This is a genomic window from Paenibacillus sp. MAH-35 (genome assembly GCF_058135425.1).
This window is the reverse complement of sequence record NZ_JBYUPU010000001.1, coordinates 188,774-212,431: the sequence shown is the minus strand read 5'-3', so window position 1 is coordinate 212,431 and position 23,658 is coordinate 188,774. Positions and strand designations below refer to the sequence as shown.

The window sequence follows — 23,658 nt, the reverse complement described above, 5'->3', positions numbered from 1 at the left end:
TATGTCGGCTTCAGCCGATTGATCGGCCGGCCTGACGCTGCGCGAACACAAGCGCTTAAACGCCGGCTCCGATCGCAATCCAATTTATCAACCCTTGGGGCTCCGGAGTAAACTTCGTCCGCACGACCTCTACCGTCGCGCACCTTTCGGTTTTCGCTTTTAATACCGGGTAGCAGGCTGAATGGTTCGTCATCGCTACGAGCACGTAGCCGGTATCGGCGAACGGCTCCTCGAACACAACTTCGATAAACACGGTCTCATCATGCACGGCGAACCGGAATGGAGCGGCTCCGAACTGCTGCAGCGCCCTTCCTGTCCGTCCGGTCGTCTGCACGGCTGCGAAATCGAGCTTGCTTGCCGGAATCGCCCCGTCGGCGATATGCTCGGAGCTTACCGAACCTTCGGTCAGCTTGCTTGAAGTGACCGATCCGTCCGCGAGTTTGCCCGAGGTGACCGAATCGTCCGCCAGCTTCTCGGACGTTACCGCTCCTTCCGCAACTTTATCCGTTGTGACCGCGCCGTCCGCGAGCTTCTCGGACGTAACCGCATATTCCGCCAAATGTCCGGAGGCTACCGCCCCGCTTCTCAACCTGGCGACGGAAGACTCCTCCTGGGAAGGGTCGCGCATCGGCCAGGCGATGCCTTCGAGATGATGCGGCTTGATCGCGCCGGCTTCGATATGGTGGCTTTGAATCGTTCCCGGGCGGATATGAATCCCCTCTACGCTGTCCGACGCAAGGATCGCGCCGGTCACCGACCGCGAAGCCATCTTCTCGGAGGTTACCGCCAGGTTGGCGAGCTGCTCCGTCGTCACGCTTTCCGCCGCCAGCTTCTCGGAGGTGACCGACGCACTTTGCAGTTTACCGCCGGCTATGCTGCCGTCGGGCAGCCGCTCGGCGATCCACCCCACTTGATCCAGATGCTCTTCCTTGACCGATCCCGGCTCGAGATGCCGGCTCTGAACCGCACCTTCGCGCAGATGGCCGCTGTCGATGCTGTCGGCCGACAGAGCGGAACCGGTGATAGAGCCGGGTGCCAGCTTGGCGGAAGAAATGGAGCCGTCTACGAGCCGCTCCGTATCGATCGCTTCGAACGCCAGCTTCTCCCACGTCACCGCTCCGTCCGCCAGTTGCTGACCGCTTACGCTGCCGGCTGCCAGATGCTCCGTCCCGACGCTCCCGGCCGCGAGCTGCTCCGCTCCTATGGAACCCGCTTGAAGGTGAGCGGGCCGGATCGCCTCCGGGCCGATGTGGTAGCTCTGGACCGCGCCCGGACGTATATGCCCGCTGACGACGCTGCCGGCTGCCAGATTGGCCGTGGTTACCGACTGATCGGCCAGTTTGGCCGAGGTGACCGAACCGTCCGCGAGCCGGTCGGTATCGATCGCCTCGAACGCCAGTTTCTCCCACGTCACCGCACCGTCCGCCAGTTGCTGCCCGCCTACGCTGCCGGCCGTCAGGTGCTCCGTCCGGATGCTCTCGGCCGCCAAATGCTCCGCTTCTACGGAGCCGGCCTGCAGATGAGCCGACTGCACTGCTTCCGGGCCGATATGGACGCTTTGAACCGTGCCCGGACGAATATGCCCGCTGACGACGCTGCCGGCTGCCAGATTGGCCGTGGTTACCGACTGATCTGCCAATTTGGCCGAGGTGACCGAACCGTCCGCGAGCCGCTCCGTATCGATCGCCTCGAACGCCAGCTTCTCCCACGTCACCGCACCGTCCGCCAGTTGCTGCCCGCCTACGCTGCCGGCCGTCAGATGCTCCGTCCGGATGCTCTCGGCCGCCAAATGCTCTGCTTCTACGGAGCCGGCCTGCAGATGAGCCGACTGCACCGATTCCGGGCCGATATGGATGCTTTGAACCGTGCCCGGGCGAATATGCCCGCTGACGACGCTGCCGGCTGCCAGATTGGCCGTGGTTACCGACTGATCTGCCAGTTTGGCCGAGGTAACCGAACCGTCCGCGAGCCGGTCGGTATCGATCGCCTCGAACGCCAGCTTCTCCCACGTCACCGCACCGTCCGCCAGTTGCTGCCCGCCTACGCTGCCGGCCGTCAGATGCTGCCGGCCGACGCTGCCTTCCGCGAGCTGCTCTGCTCCTATGGAACCGGCTTGCAACTGCTCTCGGCCGATCGCGTTTTTACGGATATGCAGCCCTTGTACCGCTCCTAGCTGAATATGGCTGCCTTCGATGCTGCCGCCGGCCAGAACCGTACCGGATAACGATCCGGGTGCCAGCTTCTTTAACGTGACAGAGCCGTCTGCCAGCTTGTCGGCCGTTACGCTGCCTGGCGCCAGCTTCTCCTCGGTCACTGCGCCCGCCGCCAGCTTCTCCGCGCTGACCGCATCCGCTGCGAGCTTCGCTCCTGTCACCGCTTCATCCTGCAGCATCGAGGAGGTGATCGCATTTTCCTGAATATGCTCCTCGGCCACCGCACCGTCGGCCAGATGGCAGGACTGAACCGATTCGTTCAGCAGATGTCCTCCGCTTACCGACTCGAATGCCAGCTTCTCTCCCGTCACGGCACCGTCTACCAGGTGGTCCTGGCCGATGGAGCCGGCCGCGACCTTGTCGCCGCTAACGCTGCCCGGCGCCAGATGCTCCGTACGCAGCACGCCCGGCTCGATGTGGTATCCTTTGACCGCGGCGGCCTGCAGATGGTAGCCCCGAAGCGCTTCCGCCTGGATATGCTCGCTTCGGACGCTTTCCGCAGCCAGCTTCTCCGACGTTACAGCACGTGCGGCCAGCTTTTCTTCCGTAACGGCCCCCTGCTGCAGTTTCGCCGGAGAGACGGCCTGGTCTTGCAAATGCGACTCGGCTACCGACTGGGAGGCTAGATGCCGGGAACGTACCGATTCACCCGCCAGGTGAACGGCCTGCACGACACCCGGGCCGATTTTCCCCTGAGTAACCGCACCATCCGCCAAATGCCCTTCCGTAATCGCCGCCGATTGGATACTGCCCCCTGCAACGCTGTCCGGCGACAAATGCTCGGCGGTGATCGCACCGGCTTCCAGATGAGCCGCCCGGATAATGCCGGACTTCAAGTGGTAGCTTTGAATCGTTTCGTTTTTCAAATGTTTGCCGGCAATCGTTTCGTCCGCCACTTTGTCGCTCGTTACCGATTGCGGGGCCAAATGATCCGAGTTCACCGAACCGGACGCCAGCTTCTCGGACGTCACAGCTCCGTCTTGAAGCGCATCCTCGGAGACGCTGCCAGCGCTAAGATGCAAAGCTCCGACGGCACCGTTCCCCAGATGCGCCGCTTCGACGGCGCCTTCGCTAATGTGGTTCGGCAGGATCGCACCCGTCTTCAGATGGGTACTCTCGATACTGCCTGCCGACAAGTGGCGGGCCGAAATCGCTCCCTCCGCCACATGCGATCCGACAACGCTGTTATTTGCCAGATGGCGCGATACGATCGTACCTTCATGAACATGCTCGGAGACGATCGCCCGTTTGCCGATATGGCGGCCCGTGACCGCCCCTTGGGCCAGATGGGTTGAGCCGACGCTCCCCTCGGCCAGCAGCTCCGGCGTAATCGAACCGGCTACGATATGGCGCGACTCCACCGAGGAAGCGGCCAGCTTGCCGCCGGTTATGCTATCCGGCGCGAGTTTGGCCGCGGTCACCGAGCCGTCGGCCAGCTTCGCTTCCGTGACCGCTTCGCTGCGAATTGTCTCGGAGGCAACCGAACCGGCGCTCAAATGCTCTTGGCTGACCGAGTCCGCAGCCAGATGTTCGCCAAGCACCGCTCCTTGCGTCAAATGCTCCGACGTAACGGCATTGTCCGCCAGGTGCGCACCACGAACCGCTCCGGGCGCCAGCTTCGACGCTGTTACGCTGGCATCCGCCAGCTTCGATGAGGTCACCGCCAGGTCGGTCATTTTGTCCGTGGACACCGTCTCGGGGGCGAGCTTCGACGTCGTAACCGCGTGGTCCACGATATGGTGCGTGTACACCGTTCCCTGAACAAGATGGTTGCGCGTTATTGAACCTAGCGCGATTTTGTTCCACGTGACCGCATAATCCTGAATCGAATCGTTGCCGATCGACATTTTCTGAAAATGTTCCGTGCCGATCGCACCCGCTCCGATATGCTGCGATTTCACCGCGCCTTCGGCAAGCGTCTCTTCGTTCACCGCTCCGGGCGCCAGCTTGCCGGAGGTGACCGAGCCATCCGCCAGCTTCTCCCCGGTTACCGCTCCGTCGCGCAGCTTGCCGGTCGTCACGCTGCCGGTCGCCAGCTCCGTCTCGCCGACCGCTTCCTCCTCCAGCTCGTCGGAGCCGACTGTGCCGGGGGAGAGATGACGCCGGTCGATGGCCCGCTCGGCGATGACTCTGCCGGAAACGGCGCCAGACGCCAGCTTCGGCTCCGTCACGGCACCGTTCTCCAGCTTAGACGTGCTAACGGCTGCGTCGGACAGCCCGGCTCCGGTTACGGCCTGCGATGCCAGCTTTCCTGTTGTTACCGCTCCGTCGGCCAGATGCTCTTCCAGTACGGACTGCGGCTTCAGGTGCGACGATTGGACCGACTGAGGCTGCAGATGCTGCGATTCTACGGATTCGCTTGCCAGCTTGTTGGACGTTACCGCTTGCGGCTTCAGTTGGGCGGTTCCTACGGATTCCTCGGCCAAATGAACGGTCTGGACGCTGCTTTCCGCTAGATGCTCCGCGGCCACCGCCCCAGCCGCCAAATGCTCCCCCAATACCGATCCTTTCTGGAGATGGATGGAGTCGATACTCGCTTCCCCGATCTTCTCCCCGGTAACGGCTCCATCCCGCAGCTTCTCCGTCAGAACGGCTCCGTCGGCGATTTTGGCCGAGTTTACCGAACCGTTGGCCAGATTGCTGGACAATACCGCACCGCTTTTTATTTTCTCGCTGACGATCGACTGGTCCTGAATCAGGTCGGTGGAGATGCACTGTACGTGCAGATGCTTCGCCTCGATGGAGCCTTCGGCGATTTTCATCGAATCGATCGTTTTGTCAGCCAGCTTCTCGGACGTAATGCTGTTGTCGATCAGCTTCTCCCCGGATATCGATCTCGGCTTCAGCTTCTTGCCGGATATCGTCCCGTGGACGATATGCCGGTCCTCGATCGAAGCCAGGGCGATTTTATTCGCCGTTACGCTTCCTTCGGCCAGCTTGGTGTTATCGACCGCGTAATCCGCGATGGAATCGCGCCCGATGCTGTTCGGCTTCAGCTTCGATCCGTCGATCGCGCGGCTGGCGATCTTCTCGTTCGTAATCGCTTCGTCGACGATATCGTCGGTATAGACGACAGCCACATTTTCGTGCTGGGCGCGTTCGAATAAGAGCAGCACCGGGGATATATCCGTCGGCTCCTCGAACAGCTCCACCTTCTGGATCGTTTTGTCGGCAGGACTTCCGCCCGCAGTTGCTGCCGGCTCTTGAACGGCAGGCTTCTCCGGAACGGGCTTTTCTGAAACGGGCTTTTCCGCGGCGGCTTTGTCCGGGGCGGGTGCTTCCGCCGCAGGCGCTGCCGCGATCCGGGCTACATTGGCTTCCGGTTCGGGAGCACGGTCGGCTTCTTTACGTTCCGTAGCCTCCGGTCCGCTTTCGTTACGTTTGGGTCGCGGCGCTTTTTGCGTTTTATCGTCGTCCAGCCAGCTTAGCTCATTCATCTTGGAGTTGTAGATCCGCTGTCCGGATTGTTTTTTGGCCCGCGATCCGTCATTCGGTTTGTTCCTTTTCATCCGGGTCACCTTTCTTCTTCCAGGAGTAGTCATCTGTAACATATGCACCGATATGGGCACAGGTCACATTCGCCCGGCGATTTAGATAAGCGCCCAGCTTCCCGGACCGCATCCGGAAGGGGTGGAACGTTATACGAGGGAAGGCGCGTGTCCCGGTTTCCGGGCCGAATCGGCTTGTCGGCCTTCATAGCGCCGCCTATCAGGCTATCTTCCTATTTTTGCAAGAATTACGCCCGTAACTAGAACCAAACCTTCTGGACGAGTATACATTAATATCGAATCAGATAGAGGGGAGGAAAAACGAAGATGTCTGATCAAACAAAAGTGTCCGATTTTGTGTTCGGTTGGAATCCTTCCTTTGGGGCATGCAATCCCCATCGTTCTGGCGGTGCCCATCATTCCCAGGGCCATCGTACCGGCGGCGCTCACCATTCGCACGGCAAGCGTACGGGCGGCGATCGCACGCTCGGCAGCCGCACCGGCGGCGCCCATCACTCTCATGGCCAGCATGCCGGAGAAGAGCATCATTCCCACGGCCGGCGCACCGAAGGCGCCCATCATAGTTTCGGCAGCTTGACCGGAGGCCACCGCACCCACGGCAAACGGAAAGCGAGCCCCAAAAAGTGCTGCAAGCCGTGCCGGAAAGTTGTCAGACGCCCTGTCAAAAAGAAAAAACGCTGCTAGACGGGCTTCACTCTTCCAAGCACGCATGCAGAGCTTGGACCAGGTGCCAGCCGCGTCATCCAGCAACCGATAACCGGGCATATGCCGTCGCACGCCACGTATCCTCCGCATAAAGTATCCCACAACAGCCTACCTGATCAGGTAGGCTGTTGCTTATCAGGAAAGGCGGACCGGATGTTATGGCATTGCCCGTGTACAAGTTCGACCTAGGCGCTTACGAAACGAAAATGATGAAGAAACATATATGGGACGGCACCTTCGTTAACGCCCGCCTTCATTTCAAAGGGAAGCCGTTTGCGGTCCGTATCCGGTATCGCGGCGGACATACGCGCAACTACCCGAAAAAATCGTACGAGGTCCGGATCGGCGATATTACGTATCATTTTAATGCCGAATATGACGATCCTTCGATGATGCGCAACGCAATGTCTTTTCATTTTTTTCAAACGATCGGGGTGCCGAGCCCGTTAACCCGCCACTGCGAGCTATATATAAACGGTGTTAACGAAGGCGTCTACCTGCTGATCGAAGCGGTTAACCGCAAGTTTTTCCGGCGCAGGAAAATCAAGGTCCGCTCGCTCGTGTACGCCGACAACGACAGCGCCAACTTCTCCTTGATCAGTCCGGACACCCGCAAGAGGAAGCGCACGCTGTTCGAAGGATACCGGCTCGTCATCGGCTCCGACGCCGACCGTACGAAACTGAAACGGTTCGTGCACAACATCAACAAGCTCCAAAAAAGCCGCCCGGCGTATCTGAAGCGCAGGCTGGATTCCGACAATTACTTGCGCTGGCTCGCCGGTGCCGTGCTGACGGGCAATTATGACGGCTTCGACCAAAACTATGCCTTGTACGAACATGCGCCTACCGGCAAATATCGCATCATTCCGTGGGACTACGAAGGGACTTGGGGGAGGAATTGTTACGGAGAGCGCTGCTCCGCCAACTTGGTGCGGATCACGGGCTACAACCAGCTGACCGAAGCGCTGCTCGAACAAAAGCCCGTCCGCAGCCGGTACCGCGAGCTGCTCGAACAGCTAATGAGCACCTCCTTTACGACAACCCGGATTATGCCGGTCGTCGAAAATATGCATCAACGCATCTCTTCCTATATGTATCGCGACAGCAACCGGAAGTGGCCCTACCGGACCTTCGCCTCCGAGCCGGACGTATTCCGCAGCTACATTCAGGAACGCCGGGAGATTGTGCTGAAGGAGCTGGAGAAGTTGTAGAGTAATAAGTACGCGGCTGGCGGGGGGCGGCGGTGGGGCTTCTGGCTTGGAAAGCTGCTTCGGCGGGGTTCGGCGGTGGACTTTCTCGGCGATCTGGCTTGCCAGCGGAAGTTTTACTTCCGTTATCTCGCGTATGCAGCCGTCTGTGGGGGGTTAGCGGAACAATTGCTGCCGCTATTTGCAGCTAATCGGGCTAATTCTCGTCAAATCAAGAGATTAGCGGAAACGAATCTTCCTCTATCGAACGATCATCCTCTCAATCGGAGTCTTAGAGGAACTCAAAAAGCGCTCCGGCTCTATGGAAGTCCGCTGCGCTTTTCTTGGTTTCTTCCGCTTTCTATCGCCGTCTTTCACGCGACCCGCTCCGGCTCGCCGGCGGTTCGATCCGGACGAACCCGATCCGGCAACCGTCTCTCTTCCGGGCCGCGCTCCCGGGTATGAGCCGCAACCGGCGCGGGAGCCCTCACGTCTTGGGGCCGTCCAGCTTCCGGTACAGCTCGAGCAACCGGTCGGCCGAATGCTCCCATGTGAACCGTTCGCGCACGCGGCTCAGGCCGTTCTCGCCCAGCTTTTGCGCATAACCGGGATCGGCGAGCACCGAGCAGATATTCTCTGCGAGTCCTACCGAGATATGGGCAGACGTAACGAGAAGTCCGGATTGCTCGTGCTGGATAATCTCGGTCATGCCTCCGACGGCGGTGGCGACAACCGGCACTCCGGACGCCATCGCTTCTACGTTGACAAGGCCGAACGCCTCCTGCCTCGCGGAAGGAACGACGACGACGTCAGCCAGCCGGAACCAGTCGGCGATTTCGCCATGCGGCACGAACGGGACGAAGCGGACGTTCGATTTGATGATCGACGCCATCTTGTGAAGCTTGCGCACATACGCCGTCTTCCGGTTGGAGCCGTAATAAGCTCCGCCGACGAGCAGCAAAACCGCATCCGGCTCGAGCGCGGTAATGGCGGGCATGGCCGCGAGCAGATGGTGGACGCCCTTTTTAGGAATGAAGCGGCCGACATACAGCACGATTTTTTTCCCTGCCAGTCCGAGCTTCTCCAGCATCTCCTCCCGTTTGCCGCGCTCCCCTTCGGTCCACTTGGAGACGAACCGGCCGGTATCGACTCCCAGATGGTTCACGACTATTTTCGAGTCCGAGGACGGGTCCATGGCGGCGACCTTGTCTTTGAGAAACTGGCTGTTTACCACGATCGCATCCACAGCTCTCAGGCAGGCTCGCAGCGACGGCAAGCTGATATGCGGTCTGGAAATAAAAACGGTGGAATGAAGCGACAGGACGACAGGTTTTTGCGGGAACAGCCGCTTTACGTATTTCGCATACCTCGGCCGGTTTTCCACCTGAATGACGTCCGGCTGCTCGCGCTTCAGCGCCAGGCAAATGTGACGGATATACGGTTTGGCGGCTGTACGTACGAAAAGAATCTCCTGGATCGTCTCGCGGGCCGGCCGCTTCCCCATTTTTTTGCCGAATATCCAAACGTCCGACTGCTGCTTCAGGCGTTCTCCGATCTGCATGACAGTAAGCTCGACCGAGCTACTCTTGCCTGACGGGATGACGAATGATCCGGGTGTAACGATCGCGACGCGTAACCGGGACACGTCCCCCACCTCCTTCTGCGATTGCACGTACGGGGATGTTCCGTACAGCTGATTTGGAATACGATCGAATTTACGTCGTGCGGCCGCGGGCAGCGTTAAGCACGAATCGTAACGGGCGTCCCGACGCCTACTTGGCGGGCCAGCTCGAGAACGTCCCGGTTGTACATGCGGATGCAGCCCTTCGACACTTGGCCGCCGATGGAGGAAGGATCGTTCGTTCCGTGGATACCGTAATGTTTGCGGGAAAGCCCCAGCCAATAAGCGCCGTAAGGGCCGCCCGGATTAGGCTCCTTGTTGATTATCTTGTATTCGCCGGTGGGAGTGGTTGTCAGCATCTTCCCGATTCCGACGGGATACGTGCGTATGACGATATCGTTCTCCAGAAGATGAAGCTTCCGGTCGGACAAATCGACGATAATTCGGAGCGACGGCATATGGCATCCCTCCTGCCGGACTGATGGTGCGGCCGAACCAAGCGGGTTACCCGCCTATCGGACTCTATACTATATGCAGACATTTCGCGGGCTGACATCGGGGAAACGCGCTCTCCCCGTCCTTTCTTGCCTAACCGCAAAAAACCGACCGGCGGATAAACGCTTCCGCCAATCGGTTTGCTGTCCGGACAGCCGCTTCATCCGTCCTTTTTCCAGGAGACGAACAAAAGCAGCGCATACGAAATAACGATAATCGAGCCGGTCCACAGCCAGGCCAGCGTCATATTGCCGCTCTCGACCGCTACATAGATGGCTGTCGGAACCGTCTGTGTCCGTCCGGGGATATTGCCCGCAATCATCAGCGTCGCCCCGAACTCCCCGAGCCCGCGGGCAAAGCCGAGCACGAAGGCGGTCACCAGGGCGCGCCGGGCAAGCGGCAGCGTGATGTACCAGAATACGTGCCATTCTCCGCCGCCCATCGAACGCGCCGCATCCTCCAGATCCGGATCGACCGAGGCGAAGCCGGTTTTCATCGTCTGATAAACGAGCGGGAAGGCTACGACGCAAGCGGCGATTACCGCCGCCTGCCAAGTGAATACGATCGTCTGATCGAACAGCCATTCCGCCATGCGACCCAGCCAGCTTCTTCGGCCGAGACCGAGAAGCAGCACGAATCCGACAACAGTGGGCGGAAGCACCAGAGGCAGCAGAAGCAGCGTCTCCACCGCCGTTTTGCCGGGGAACCGGGCACGGCTCATCCCCTTCGCAACCGCGGCCGCTGCGAAAAATACGAAGACGCCGGAGAGGAGCGACACTTGCAGCGACAGGACGATCGGTGCGAGAAACTGCTCCTGCGATAGACCGCTCATGTTCCGGGGGCGGCTGGGCTGAATCCGTATTTGCTGAAAATGTCAGCCGCTTCCTTCGTCTGCAAAAACCGGAACAGCTCCCGGCTTAACTCCGGATGCCGGGTTGTTTTGACGACTCCTGCCGGGTACAGGGCGGGCGTATAGGTCGAGGGATCGACGGTGAAGGCGACCTTCACCTTCTGCGAGGACATCGCGTCCGTTTTGTAGACGAAGCCCGCGTCGGCATTGCCGGTCTCGACATAGGAGAGCACCTGGCGCACATCCTTGGCCTGAACGAGCTTCGGCTCCAGCACCTCCCACAGCTTCGCGAAGGTGAGCGCTTCCTTGGCGTAGCTTCCCGCCGGCACGCTTTCGGGAATGCCGATGGCGATCCGTTTGACCTTGGACGCCGCCAGATCGACCGCGGCGCGCCACTCCCCTTTGTCGTCATTCGGCACGACCACCACTAGCTCATTGCGCAAAATCGCCTGCTGGTTATTCTCGTCGATCAACTGTTTATCGAGCAGCGTCTGCATGTTTTTCACGGCCGCAGACAGAAACAGATCCGCCGGCGCCCCCTGCTCGATCTGCTGCTGCAGCGCTCCGGAAGCGCCGAAATTAAACGTCAGCTTGACTGCCGGATGGCTGCGTTCATACACGTTCTTAAGCTCGTTCAGCGCATCGGTCAGGCTGGCCGCCGCCGATACGAGCAGTTCCGTCTGCTGCTTGGCCGGCTCGCCGCCCGCGCCGCTTTCCTTCGCGGATTCCGGGCCGCAGCCGGCAGTATACGCGGCCAGCAATCCTGTCAGCAGGAGAGCTGCCGTTAGACGCCAGCTTCGACTTTTCCTATTCTCGCTTTTCCAAAACCTTGCCATGCGCAGAACCTCCGGCTGTAATATAGCGAATAGCTACATCTTACCATCACGCCGCCGGATGCACTAGAAAACAATGATAGAGCGATATTCGCCAGGATCGGACCGAAGTGCAAGAATTGGTTTAACAATTAAGGGACGATAACTCCGTTATGAAGATTTTGCGTTTGCGTCACAGTTCCGGATATAACCGCAAAATAGGCGGATACGGCTCCCTGCACCAGATTTTGATGAACGGACAGATTTCCTAATATACTAGCACCCGTCCGCATAAAATTTTCCGCTGCAGTCGATCCCGAAATTCGAACGACATTACCCGTTGAAGCAACATTGCTCAACTTCTCGAAATAGAAACACCAAAATTTCAAGTTATCCGGTTCGATCGTCGTACGCATCAGATTGTTCGAGACGATAAGATCGGCGTTATAATCCGGATATCCGGTCTCTCCGTTATTAAAGCCTTGGAAAATAATAAATATTTTTTTCGTATCGAACAATTCGTTATTCGTAATGACGGCACCGACCTTGCAATCACTGCAATATATCGCGCGATCGTTATTCTTGAGAATATTATGCGATATAACCGCATTTTCGAAATGCTGGACCAGCACGCCGTAAGACGCGGTTCCCGGCTCTGCAATCACCTCTACGGAATTCCCCGTCACCAGGACATCTTTTATTTTTCCCACCGGGGCCGGAGAGAAGGCCGCATTGGAACCGATAACCTCGATCCCGTTCCCGTAAATCTTTTTAATTATATTGTTAGATATGGTGTATTTGTCGTATATTCCGAAGTACGTCCCTCTTCCAATCGATATGCCGAACGATTTGATTATGGATTTCTCATTGATGAGGGCACCTTCAATACAATTATTTGTGACGATGCAATTCCGCGAATTGGTTTTCCCCTTGATCGCAGCATAGTAGGAGTCGACGAAACGATTTCCGTCAATAAGCAGTTTTTCGCAGGATGCATAAAAATCGATTACGCCGATCGGGCCGACTCCCGTCGTCGTTTGACGGCCGTAATGTTTAAAAAGATTATTGCGAATGACCAGACTGGAAAATACCTCGACCGCGATGTCTGCCGTAGTGATCGTAATAGCCCCGAGTCCATACATCGAAATGGGCTCGTTTTTAATGAACGTGTTATCCGATACGATGCCGTTGCAGTTGCCGCTGATGGCAATCACGCTAGTGTCCAAATGGCCCGGGGCGTTTTCGTATCCTTTCTCGAAATAGTTGTCTTCGATCTTGACAAGCAACGATTGATCGACGTCCGCTTTGTCCGCATCGTCATAACCGATTAAAAAGATGGCATTCGAAGGCGTATTTAAAAATTTGCACTTCCGTACGGAGAGAAAAGACTTGTCGTTGACGTAAGCACGATCCCGGGCCGACCAGTATACGATGCGATAATACAGCCGATTCAGTTGATCCGGCGCAATTTGATTGTCCTTATTCCCGTCAAAAATCATGTTTTCGAAAGAAACATCGATTCCGTTTGTTTGGATATCGAACATGACGGTTCTTTGTCCGAGCGAATTCTTAAACTTGATTGTCGCGCTATCGTAGCTGAGGAAACGGATTGACTTGCCGATCGTCAAAGACGTGACTATATACGTACCACTCGGGAAATAAACGGTCGAGCCTGCTGCGGCAGCGTCGATCGCCGATTGAATCGCCGCCGTGTCATCCGTCGAGCCGTCGCCTGTCGCCCCGAAACAGGTTACAAGGATTGCGTTCGGATAAGGACAACAGTCGCCGGACGCATTCCCATAGACGCTTGCGGTCACGCCGCTTCCCTGCCGGGCAAATCCTACGCCGCTGCCGAACATTAACCCTGTAACCGCGGCGGTGCTTGCCGCACCGAGCAATTTTCTCCTGCTGATTTTCACTTCGGACTCGTTTTGTTTCATAGGTCGACTCCTCCTTGATCAATGAAATCATGCGCCTTCGCTTCGAGAAGCTCTGCAGCCCGCAATCGCCTTTTTCCTCACACAAAGGCTCGATTTATTTGCCAACTTCTGCGGCAATTAACTTGTCTGCCCGTTCCGCGGCTTCTCTCAATGCGCTGTTGATATCTTTACCTGCGCTGTATTCGCCCAGAGCCGTCAGCACTTCTTTGTCCGCGATGCCTTGATACCTCGTCTTCATCGTTGGAGCCGCGAACTTCACGGGCAAGATCGCCTTCATATTTTTTCCTTTGTAGAGCGGCTGATTGACTCCGAAGTTTTGCATAACCTTGCTTTGATCCTTCAAGATCGAAGGGGTTCCGCCTTTGGCCTGCCACTCTTGAAATTCGTCCGATGTCACGTAGGCGAGCACCTGGAACGCGGCATCCCGTTTTTTGCTCATGCTCGTAATGTAGTAGTAGGCGGGGTAAGACTGCGGCCCGATTCCTGACTTATCCGGCAGGAACGGCAATTGCACCATGTCCCAGTTCATATTCCCGAAGCCCGCGCCTCCACCGCTCAACGTCATCAGCATGGCGATCGTCTGCTCCTTGAAGAACGGATTTTGCTGGTCCGGCAGCGAAAAGGTATGGTTGGGCAGCCCGTTTCCAGGGATTTTATAAAATCTGGCCATGTTTTCGAACGCCCGCACGAAGTTGTCCTGTGTAAACAGCGCTTTATTCGTTTTCGGATCGAGGTGCGGTGCGGAATACTGGTTTAAGAACATCATGTGCTGGAAAGCGAACGTCAGGCCCCGATAGTTGACTCCGCCTTCCGTGCGGGTCATTTTCTTCGCGAGATCGTACAATTCGTCCCAAGTCATCCCGTCTCTCGGGTAAGCGGTTCCAAAACGATCGAACAAATCTTTGTTGTAGAACAAGGCGCCGGAAATCGTATTCACAGGAAGCCCGTAAATTCCCCCGTTTGCCAGCTCCCGCTGAATATCGACGGTTGACGGTTCAAGCCGGGACAAGTTGTAATTGTACTTTTTTATCAAATCGCTTATATCGCTCTGCAAGCCGTACGACAGGAGCGTAGCGGGAGTGAGCCCGACGGAGCTGAGGAAAATGTCGATCGTTTGGTTGGCCGTAATCAAGTTTTGTACGGCGCCGTTCACAAATGTGATTGTATAGTTCGGGAACTTCTTGCGGATTTCGTTGCCGCCTAGCTGCTCCATGAATTGTTCCGCCGTCGCCCCGCTGGACGAGGCGAATACGAGCTCCACCTGATCTTCGGCCGCTTTCTTCGCCAGTTTCTCCGGAGTATCCTTCCCTTCCGTCTCCGCGCTGATCTCCTTGTTCCCGGTATCGCCTCCCGTCCCGTTGCCGCATGCCGCTAGGAGCATCGTAAAAGGCAACATGACGAAAAGCAGGACTAAAGTAACCGTTTTCATTTTGCTCGTTTCCCCCTATCGTTTTCTCCGTCCGGCCGGCATATGTACCGGCCGGGCAGAGTCGGATTCGTCTTCTTCAAGCCAGCGTTTCCAATTGCTCGGGTTTCACTTCGCCGAGCAGCGGCACTCCTCTTACAAGCCGTCCCAGCTCTTCTACGGCGAATTGCCCTAACCGCTTGATCCCGTTATTGACCGCGCCGGCGATATGCGGAGTTACTATGCAGTTGGGCAGACTGCGAAACGGATGGTCGGGCGCCGGAGGCTCGGGCGCCGTGACATCCAGACAAGCGAATAGACGGCCTTTTTGCAATTGTTCGACTAGCGCCGCTTCGTCCACGATTGACCCTCGCGCCGTATTGATCAGGATCGCGTCGTCTTTCATCATCAGCAGCCGCTCGTGATTGATCAAATGATACGTCGACGGTATAGATGGGGCATGAAGCGATACGACATCGCTTGCCGCCAGCAGCTCATTCAGCTCGGCCTTCACCGCTCCGATGCGGGCGATCTCCTCCGCCGTACTAAATGGATCGTAGACGAGGATGTCGACGGAAAATTGACGCAGAAGCCGAATGTAGTGCCGCCCGGCTTTCCCCGCGCCGATGACGCCGACGGTAATCCCATACAATTCGCGAACGAGCTCTCTCCCTTGTCCCCATCCCCCCTCGCGAGTAATCTGCGACAATCGCCACATATTTTTCAGCGAAGCGATTGTAAGGGCAAGCGCCGATTCCGCCACGCCGACGGCCAATGAATCGTTGCAGCTGGCCACCCGGATTCCCCGGCTCCACAGCTCCGGCGTCACGACCGGCTTTACCGTGCCGGCCGCGTGGACGACTGCCCGGAGGCGCGGAGCCCGGTCCAATATCTCTTTTGTTAATGGGGTGCAGCCCCAAGACGTTACGGCCAGATCCGCCCCGGCGATAGTATCTTTGAGCGTTTCCGGAGAAGGCATGCCTTCCGTTCGATTATAGATAACATCGCCAATCGACTCGAGCTGTTTGCGATGAGTTGCGTCAAACAATTTTCGTTGTACGACCAGGTCCGGCAGTATGGCGATTTTCAGTTCCACCGTATTCTCTCCTCCACCGTGAAGCTTATCGTCCCCGCTCCGCTGCAAGCTGTATGCGCTAGAACTCCGCCAAGCATTACGATTTGAAATCCGTATTTACCAGCTTAAATCGGTTTCCCTTCTATCGCTCACAGCGCCTGCTCTAAACCCATTTCTTCCAGCAAGGCGGGCAAACGCCGCTGCCACCTGTCCTTCGCCGACAAATCGAACAGTCGTTGTCCCGTCTGCCGCATAGCCATCACCGCCGCGATCCAGGCGTTCGTCCAGCCCGATTCCACGCACCAGGCTCCCCAGCCGAGATCGGCCGAGCTTCCCCAATATTCCCATAAACGGTAGTCGAAGCTGCGCATCCAGGCGCCGTGCAAATACGGATGCTTGTCGGAGCTTAACTGAATCCGGCATAAAAAATCGGCCAGCCGATCTTCCGCCGTCTTAAGCTGCTCGTTTACCTCCGCCGCTTCATGAAAGCCGAGAAAGGCGAAATTCGCCGTATACAGCAGATCGCACACCGGATCGCCGTCGTTCTGGAGAAGAGCAGCCTCTCCCGTTCCGTAAGCTTCGTTGGATTGGGGCGGAGGATACTTGCCGTTCTCAAGCGCTCCGATCTTCTCCGCAATGGCACCACACGGCTGCATCTGCCGCAGCAGCTCGCCGCTCATCCGCTCGAGCCAGCCTCGATGCTCGGGCGTATCTTCGACGCTTACCAGAAACGATAACGGAAGCAGCATTCTGGCTATTTCCTGAGTAAGCCCGTTCGTCCATGTCCAGCCGTCCGGGTATGCTTCCATCGTGATCCGAATCGCTTGTTTGGCTGTCGCAAGCAGCGGCTCGTAGCCGGTTAACGCGTACCCCCAAATATAGCAGGCCCATAAGTAAGACTGGTAGTGCGGAGCGCAGCTGATAAAGTCCTCGCTCTTGTAATGCTGCCATCCGCGTCCATCCGGAAACGATTCGGGATACCGTAAAAAGTTTCTGCGGAAACCGCTCGAGCCCGCTGTTCGCCAATTGGCCAACAAGCAGCGCAGCAAATGGTCATCCCACCGCTCGTCGCCGAGCAGCCGGCTGACAGCCAGCCCGGCGAGAAGCACGCGCGCATTATCATCTCCATAGAAGATCGGACCGCGGTCGTACCAATTCGCAAGCCCATATGCCGGGCTGTCCTTGCGATCGTGCAGGAAGGCGGGTGCGGACCAGACGTAATTCATGATTTGTTCGGCCGTCTTCCGCGAGGCGGGATTGCCGTTCAACACCGCATCGTAAGCGAACACCATTGCGCTCTCGGCGGCGCAATCGGCGCGGGGAGAGGAGACGAGCCGCATCTGCCGGCCTTGATGGTCGATGTGTGACACATAGCCTTCCATCGCTCCTTTACCTTTTTCCGTACTGAACAACACGTGCTGCTCGAACCAACGAAACGACAGCTCCAGTGCATCCGTTTCGTATGAGGGGGGCACCGCCTCCCGTTTGCCGAAACGGACCGCGACATCCGGCTTCCACTGCAGCAGCAGCACTGGGCTCTCCGGGTCGAGCCAGGCCAATATACCGCGCCAGATCGACTGCCACGCAGCCATCGGTCCGTACCTGCCTGTTACGAAATGGCTCAGCTTGCTGGCCCCTGCCAAAACGTTCGTATCCGGCAAATCGAACAAAAGCGGATGCGTCTCTCCCGCTTCTTCCGGCGGCAGCCCGAATACGGCCTTGTCGTAACCTGCGATCCGCGCCAGTACGAGATGCGGCGTCAACCCCGAACTACGGACAGGAAGAAACCAGCAACCGTGCATAGCCAAAATAGATAACACTCCCACATCAGGTGCGAATCGCTCGGAAGATACGACTCCTCTCTCCCATAAAGCTTGCCGGGGCGAGCCTATGTCCAGCCCAGGCAAGCTTAAAGGGTATTCTGCATAAACACGCAGCCGCTTGTCGCGAATGAGGCGCAAATGCCGCTCATCCAGCTCCAGTTCCGCCTTCGGATACGCGTCGGCCAGCAGCAATACGCCGCTTCCGGGCCGCGCATGCTCGAGTGCGGCGTCGATGTCGCCGAAGCGAGGACAATGCCTTTCCTGCCCGATCAGCAACCGGAATAAATCGTTTTGCTCCGAGCAATAAAACGTTAGATTCACTTTGTCGACAACCTCCTTCACCTCATCCGAACTTAGCCCTTATGTGCAGCAAATGATGTCTAGTCACAAGATGTATTTCATTTCTATTTCATATAAATAGTAATTCAATACCAATACATTCGTCAATATGATTTTCTATTTCACATCAAGAAGTTGTCACAAGGTGACAAATAATCCTTTATGATCCGGCACGAAGTTTGAGTGTAACGGAAAGCAAAAATAACCGTCGATTCGAACCGACGGTTTTTTCTGGTTGCCTCTTGCTCGTGGATTTTAAAGCATTTGTTCGACGAATTCGGACAAAGCCGCTTCGTCTGCAATGTCCGACCAGTACAACTTCAATTCCCTTTGCAGTTGACGGAGCTCGTCCGCGCTCAACCGCAAGTCCGCAAGCGTCCGGAATGTCGGGATGATTTCCCGGTACATCGTATAACGGGACGGACGATATATGTCTTCTTCTCCAGTCCACTCCGCCGCTTTTTTCAATCCGGGAATGCTCAAAGTGCGTTTGCGGATATGGTGCTGCGCTTCCGCCGACGTCAAAAAATGAACGAGCTCCTGTGCCGCCACTTTCTTCCTGGACCATCGATTTACGGCAAGCCCGACCGCGAGCATCATCGTTTTTTGTTCGTTTTGATGGGGAAGCGGGGCAATATCGAATGAAAACCGCGCGTTTTTCAAAAGGTTCAAATTGAAGTAAGTCGTCATAATGACGGACACTTTTTCTTCCAGAAATAAAGACATCGCATCTATATCATGTTCTTCCGCATACAGCGGAAAAAGCTGTCGGTTTGCAAGAATCGATTTACATAGCCGAGCGGCATCTATCCAACTCGTCGTATCCGGCTTCCCGCTTTGCAGTAAAAATATCGGCCAGCGATGCTCGGACAAATAATTGAAATAAAACCCGTATCGTCCGGGCGGCTCGGACAATTGCGACGTTACGCGGATCAGGTCGTCCCAGCTCCAGCTGCTGTCCGGTTCGGGCAAATCTTTTCCCAAGAAATGTTCGCGATTGTAGCATAGAATCACCGGGGAAAACACGAACGGGCATGCGTATAAAACATCTTCGCGCGAAAACGTATCCAGCAAGAACGGGTACGCCCCGGAGTTAACTTCCGAAGGCTCCAGCAAATCCAGCTCGCCCCGCTCCTCATAGGTTTGCAGTTCCGTTTCCCTGATCGTTACTACATCCAACATATCGTTGTTCATATAATTTTTGACGATCTCGTTATAATTCAAAATCGACAATTGAACCGGAACCACTTTAATATGGGGGTGCCTCGCTTCAAATTCGCTTATCAAGCAGCTGATGTCGGCGATTCCATCCATACTGAGATGATACCCGAACGTAATCGTCACACATTCCGAACCCGGGGCCTTGACCACCATATTGCCCACTTTCATTTTTTTGACGATAATCCCTTCCGCAACTAATTGGTTCAGTCCTTTCCTCACGGAATTGATGCTCAAGGAAAACATGTCGACCAGATTGGCTTCCGAAGGAAGGTACTCGCCAATTTGGTATTTGCCGGCGGCGATGTCATGCCTCAGCGTCTTGACCATGTGGTCCAATCTTTCTTTGAACGTAGTACGGCTCTGTTTCTGTTTCGAGTTGTGCATCATATCGTTTCACTTTTACCCTTCATGTGATATAACTATTTCATTTATATAAAATCATACCACATTGCCGGAATATTGGACAGAAGATGCGATCAGGAATAGCGGAAGTATTGATTTAACGGATAGGAAGCTTCCAATCCGGTAACCGGCGCCAAATGCTTTAGATGAGGCGAGGAAAATTTTTTGCGATACTGCGTAGCCGTCATCCCCGTTACCTTCATAAAAGTCCGGTAAAAGTAATGGACGTTTTGAAAACCGACGGCATAAGCAATCTCGGAAATGTTCCACTTCTCATAAACGAGCAGTTGACAGGCCCGCTCGATTCTCCGCTTGACGATCGCTTTCTGCGGAGACATCCCCATGTATTGGACAAATTTGCGGGTGAAATGCTCGTGGCTCCATCCCGCTTCGCGAGCAAGCTGCGCGATCGTAATCGTCTCCTTCAAGTTCCGGTCGATATAGTCCAGCGCCTTCAATACGGGCCAGGAGTTTTTCGTGTCGGAGATGGCCGCCGATCCGGCTGGACGCATGCCCTTCAAGCCTTCCAGCTCCGCCAATGCGGAAACGAGCAGCAGCTTGCACCGCTCTTCCCACAGGTATACTTTCTTGTGCGCCAAGAAAAGGATCTGCTTGATTAAATGCGGCACGAACGTCTCTTCTACAGAATTCAGGCAGACGGATTCGTTTAGCTTCGGCAACTTCGGATATTCAACGGCCCCGTCATCCCCATAAAATGTGATGAAGAGATGGCGGACGGGCTGGGATTTGTCAAATTCATAACTATGCGTTTCGCCGGGCGGCGTAATGATGACGCATGGCTTGTTCAAGACGATCGATTTGTCCACCCATACGTACCGGGTTTCGGTACCTGTCGGAAAGTAGACGATTTGATAATTCCGATGACAGACCGGACCGTACACCCAACCCGGTTTCACGACAAAATCGCCGGACGTTACGAGCCGGATCGCTCCGAATTCGAACGAGGAATGAATCCACTCGGGCGGCATCGTTTACGCCCCCTTCCCTGTAAATTGTCAATCGTACTATACCAAGTTGTGCCCGTCTTTAAAAGGCAGGGAAAACGGGATTTTGTGCACGCATTTGATTCGGGCAGGCTATCCTGTCATGAAGTGCGGAACAAGACACAAAATATCGGATTCCGTGCATTTTCTTATTGCCCGATATCGGGTTAACTTGGTGATAAGACAGCAAATACAAATCTGACTGTCACCTGAAGGAGGATGTCCGTCATGACGGGACTTGCCAAAGAACAGTTCGAACGAACCGGTTATTACATGATTAAAGGATTATTTACGGAAGAAGAAGTGGGCCTGTATAAAGAAACTGCACGCGGTATTCTGCAGCAAAGGGACGTACGCAAGGAAGGCGTATATTTAGGAATGACCGCTGCCAGCCCGATTTTCAAACAAGCCGTTGCCCATCCGGTGCTGGTCGCCGCATTGAAACAAATTATCGGGGAGCAAGTCATATTTATGAACGACAAGCTCGTATTCAAAAACGCTTCCGTCGACTTCGGTTCGCCTTGGCATCAAGATTATCCTTATTGGAAAGGGAGCCATAAAATATCCGTATGGATTGCGCTTGACGACGCTTCACCGGAGAACGGCTGCCTGAGAGTCGTTCCCGGTTCGCACCTGCTGGGCGCGGCTCGCCACGGCGGGGATACAACGGACGGACTCGGCTTTCAAAATCGGCTTGATGATGCGGATATCTCCGATCAAGACATTGTCGATCTGGCGGCATTCCGGGGGGATGCGATCATTTTTCACGATTTGTTGTATCATGCTTCCTATCCGAATAGCTCAGGCAAGGACAGGTGGGCTTTGATTGCCACCTACAAGGACGGGACGCAGGAAGATCCCGAATATGCATGGGCAACAGCGGCGTTTCAAGTCGGATAAGTAGCAGCCGCCCGCAGTCGTGATGTCGTGATCGGATATTGCGGGGTCTTGATAAATGGAACCTCCATCTAAATTCACCATAATCGAGCCCAAAAAGCAAATCCCAATCCAGGCTTGGCACATTCTTGAACACTCGAAAGGGGAGCAAATACGGTTGGGTTTGGTTCGGTGAAGAATTTAAGGCTGTACAGCAGAGAACTGAAATCTTCATTGGAGGGCGCAAGCTCTCCACTTCCTGTTTTAGCCCGTTTCATCAAACCGGACGTTCCGCAAAGAGTTCTCTGTACAGGTCCGTAGTAATTTTCCGCTGCCGGTCAGCCGCAAGAGTTACCTCATAAAGGCAACGGGGCGCCCCAACGGGTACATGCATCGGACCGGCAGCAATTTGCCTCCCATCGGCGCCAAATGAGCAAGCGCTTACAATCCCCTTCATGGGAGCAGGCTTTCTCTGCAAATAAGGACCTCAACGAGCAAATGCCTGCCGCTAAGCAGGCATTACCCGAAACATAAGCATGCATTACGTCGCGTTCAGTAATAAAACATAACTTCGAACCTTATTTCTCTTTCGACGTTCCCGCTTGCGCCGTCTCGGAATCTCTCCGGTTGCCCGGCTGGCTCCGCTTGCCGTTGTTGTTCGCCTGATTGCGGCTCATAGGGTTCACTCCCTTTCTGCTTGGTCCAAGCCCGATTAGTGTATGGAGGCTTCGACCAAATATACATCCCCGCCGAAGCCGGGTGCACCGTATTATAGCCGTACGTCAAGCGCCGTCTCCGACGCATCAGCACACGCGAGAAATTGAACGCAGAATGAATCGCATGCAATCACGGGACAATAGCAACGCAATTGCGATGCTATCGCGGTGCGACCGCCGCACGAGCGTATGGCCAGCACAGCACGAAAGCGTGGACAAGGCGTTCGCGTACAAAAAGTTCCGCCCGGCACAGCACTCGTCCAGACCGCGGGCCTTCCGGAAGCATACGGTATTACGGGAGGTGAAGGAGCAGCCATGAACAAACCCTTTGTGGGCATACTTGTGGGCGATGCATGGTACCGGCGCATACCCAGCGGACGCATGTATCATGAATCGCTGCCCCATTACGAACAGGCCGGCAGGCTTCACGGAGTTACGCCTTGCTTTTTCCGGCTGAGGGACATTCGTCCCGGACAGCCTGTCGTCAGCGCTTATGTGAATACGCAGACCGGATACAAACGGATCACGATCCCGGTTCCGAACGTCATTCACAACCGGACGCTGTACACGAAGAAACGTCCAAAACGCGCGATCCAGGAGCTCGTTCAGGACGGCAAGTTCATATTTAACGAGTGGAACCGTTACGGAAAAGGGTATATTCACCAACTGCTCATGATGTCCCCGTCTCTCCGTCCGCACTTGCCGGTGACCCGCGAAGCGACCTCGGCCGTGATCAAAGAAATGATGGCGGCGTATCCGCTGCTTATCCTGAAGCCGAACAGCAGCAGCATCGGCATGGGCATTATGAAGCTGGAGCGTACCGCACACGGCTGGCTGCTCCACGGCGCCACCCGCAGCGGCAAGGCGATCGCCTTCAAGCAGCGGCTCCCTGCGATTGCCCGGCGCAAGCTGAAGGCGCGGCCTTATCTCGTCCAGCAACTGCTGCCGCTCGCCACCTACCACGGCAAACCGTTCGACCTGCGCGTAACCGTGCAGCGTAACGAAACCGGGGAGTGGCAAGTAAGCGGTATTGCCGCCAAAGTCGCCAAACTAGGCGCCTTCCGCACCAACGTAGCGCAAGGCGGAGTCGTCCGTACGCTGAAGGAGGTGCTGGAGCCGTATCCGCAGTTGAACCCCGGCATCGTTCAGCGCGATCTGTGCGACTTCTCGATCCGTGTCGCGAGGCAGTTGAGCGAGCATTTGACCCATCTGGCGGATATCGGCCTCGACGTCGGCTTGACGGAGTTCGGTTTTCCCATGTTCATTGAATGTAATGGGAGGGATTTGAGGTACAGCTTTCAAAAAGGCAATATGCCGGATATGTTTCAGATGACGTATTCCAACCCGATCGGTTACGCCAAATATTTGCTCGAATCGGAGCGCACCGGACTCTCCTGACACGTTCCCGGCAAAAAGCGGCAGGCCGTCCTCCGGTCTTCACGCGAATTGCCGGGCCATACCGAAT

At 56.2% G+C, this 23,658-nt stretch carries 15 protein-coding genes; 4 read left to right on the top strand and 11 right to left on the bottom strand.

The genetic code is table 11. From position 1 onward, the window contains the following. Positions 1-55: 55 nt before the first annotated feature. Entirely contained in the window at positions 56-5,722 is a 5,667-nt protein-coding gene (locus tag AC3Y2E_RS00800) for a WIAG-tail domain (protein WP_379206145.1), read from the bottom strand. Positions 5,723-6,028: 306 nt separating this feature from the next. On the opposite strand from AC3Y2E_RS00800, the gene AC3Y2E_RS00795 reads away from it, so the two are divergent. Together AC3Y2E_RS00795 and AC3Y2E_RS00790 are read left to right on the top strand one after the other, a co-directional pair. Further along, positions 6,029-6,406, top strand: a complete 378-nt coding sequence (locus AC3Y2E_RS00795) for a hypothetical protein (RefSeq protein ID WP_332075420.1) — start codon at positions 6,029-6,031, stop codon at positions 6,404-6,406. A 179-nt stretch (positions 6,407-6,585) separates the two neighbouring features. Then, positions 6,586-7,638: a CotH kinase family protein gene (locus tag AC3Y2E_RS00790; protein ID WP_379206142.1), complete on the top strand. Its 1,053-nt coding sequence runs from the start codon at positions 6,586-6,588 to the stop codon at positions 7,636-7,638. Positions 7,639-8,101: 463 nt separating this feature from the next. Here AC3Y2E_RS00790 and AC3Y2E_RS00785 read toward each other — a convergent pair whose 3' ends face one another. The 10 genes from AC3Y2E_RS00785 to AC3Y2E_RS00740 all read right to left on the bottom strand — a co-directional run bounded on the left by AC3Y2E_RS00785 (position 8,102) and on the right by AC3Y2E_RS00740 (position 20,586). After that, on the bottom strand, positions 8,102-9,259 hold the full coding sequence (locus AC3Y2E_RS00785; protein ID WP_379206140.1) for a glycosyltransferase family 4 protein: 1,158 nt from the start codon (positions 9,257-9,259) through the stop codon (positions 8,102-8,104). 95 nt (positions 9,260-9,354) lie between these two features. Beyond that, positions 9,355-9,693, bottom strand: a complete 339-nt coding sequence (locus AC3Y2E_RS00780) for a L,D-transpeptidase (RefSeq protein ID WP_379206138.1) — start codon at positions 9,691-9,693, stop codon at positions 9,355-9,357. A gap of 197 nt (positions 9,694-9,890) precedes the next feature. Next, positions 9,891-10,562 carry a molybdate ABC transporter permease subunit gene (gene modB, locus AC3Y2E_RS00775; protein WP_379206136.1) on the bottom strand — a complete coding sequence of 224 codons (672 nt, stop codon included), beginning with the start codon at positions 10,560-10,562 and terminating at the stop codon, positions 9,891-9,893. Beyond that, positions 10,559-11,416 carry a molybdate ABC transporter substrate-binding protein gene (modA, locus tag AC3Y2E_RS00770; protein ID WP_379206134.1) on the bottom strand — a complete coding sequence of 286 codons (858 nt, stop codon included), beginning with the start codon at positions 11,414-11,416 and terminating at the stop codon, positions 10,559-10,561. The genes modB and modA overlap by 4 nt, the downstream gene beginning before the upstream one ends. 128 nt (positions 11,417-11,544) lie before the next feature. After that, the gene (locus AC3Y2E_RS00765; protein WP_379206132.1) at positions 11,545-13,332 is read right to left on the bottom strand and encodes a glycosyl hydrolase family 28-related protein; all 1,788 of its coding nucleotides are present in this window, start codon (positions 13,330-13,332) and stop codon (positions 11,545-11,547) included. 94 nt (positions 13,333-13,426) lie between these two features. After that, a complete protein-coding gene (locus tag AC3Y2E_RS00760) occupies positions 13,427-14,761 on the bottom strand; it encodes an ABC transporter substrate-binding protein (RefSeq protein ID WP_379206130.1) in 1,335 nt (444 codons plus the stop codon). A gap of 76 nt (positions 14,762-14,837) precedes the next feature. Continuing rightward, a complete protein-coding gene (locus tag AC3Y2E_RS00755) occupies positions 14,838-15,833 on the bottom strand; it encodes a hydroxyacid dehydrogenase (RefSeq protein WP_379206128.1) in 996 nt (331 codons plus the stop codon). Between the two features lie 128 nt (positions 15,834-15,961). Further along, on the bottom strand, positions 15,962-17,956 hold the full coding sequence (locus AC3Y2E_RS00750) for a hypothetical protein (protein WP_379206126.1): 1,995 nt from the start codon (positions 17,954-17,956) through the stop codon (positions 15,962-15,964). Positions 17,957-18,229: 273 nt separating this feature from the next. Next, positions 18,230-19,522, bottom strand: coding sequence for an extracellular solute-binding protein (locus AC3Y2E_RS00745; RefSeq protein WP_379206124.1), 1,293 nt, complete (start codon positions 19,520-19,522; stop codon positions 18,230-18,232). Between the two features lie 149 nt (positions 19,523-19,671). Continuing rightward, entirely contained in the window at positions 19,672-20,586 is a 915-nt protein-coding gene (locus AC3Y2E_RS00740) for a helix-turn-helix domain-containing protein (protein WP_379206122.1), read from the bottom strand. A 243-nt stretch (positions 20,587-20,829) separates the two neighbouring features. Here AC3Y2E_RS00740 and AC3Y2E_RS00735 point away from each other — a divergent pair, with 243 nt between their 5' ends. Both AC3Y2E_RS00735 and AC3Y2E_RS00730 read left to right on the top strand, forming a co-directional pair. Further along, a complete protein-coding gene (locus AC3Y2E_RS00735) occupies positions 20,830-21,501 on the top strand; it encodes a phytanoyl-CoA dioxygenase family protein (protein ID WP_379206120.1) in 672 nt (223 codons plus the stop codon). 1,007 nt (positions 21,502-22,508) lie between these two features. Next, positions 22,509-23,591: a YheC/YheD family endospore coat-associated protein gene (locus AC3Y2E_RS00730; RefSeq protein WP_379206118.1), complete on the top strand. Its 1,083-nt coding sequence runs from the start codon at positions 22,509-22,511 to the stop codon at positions 23,589-23,591. Positions 23,592-23,658 lie beyond the last annotated feature (67 nt).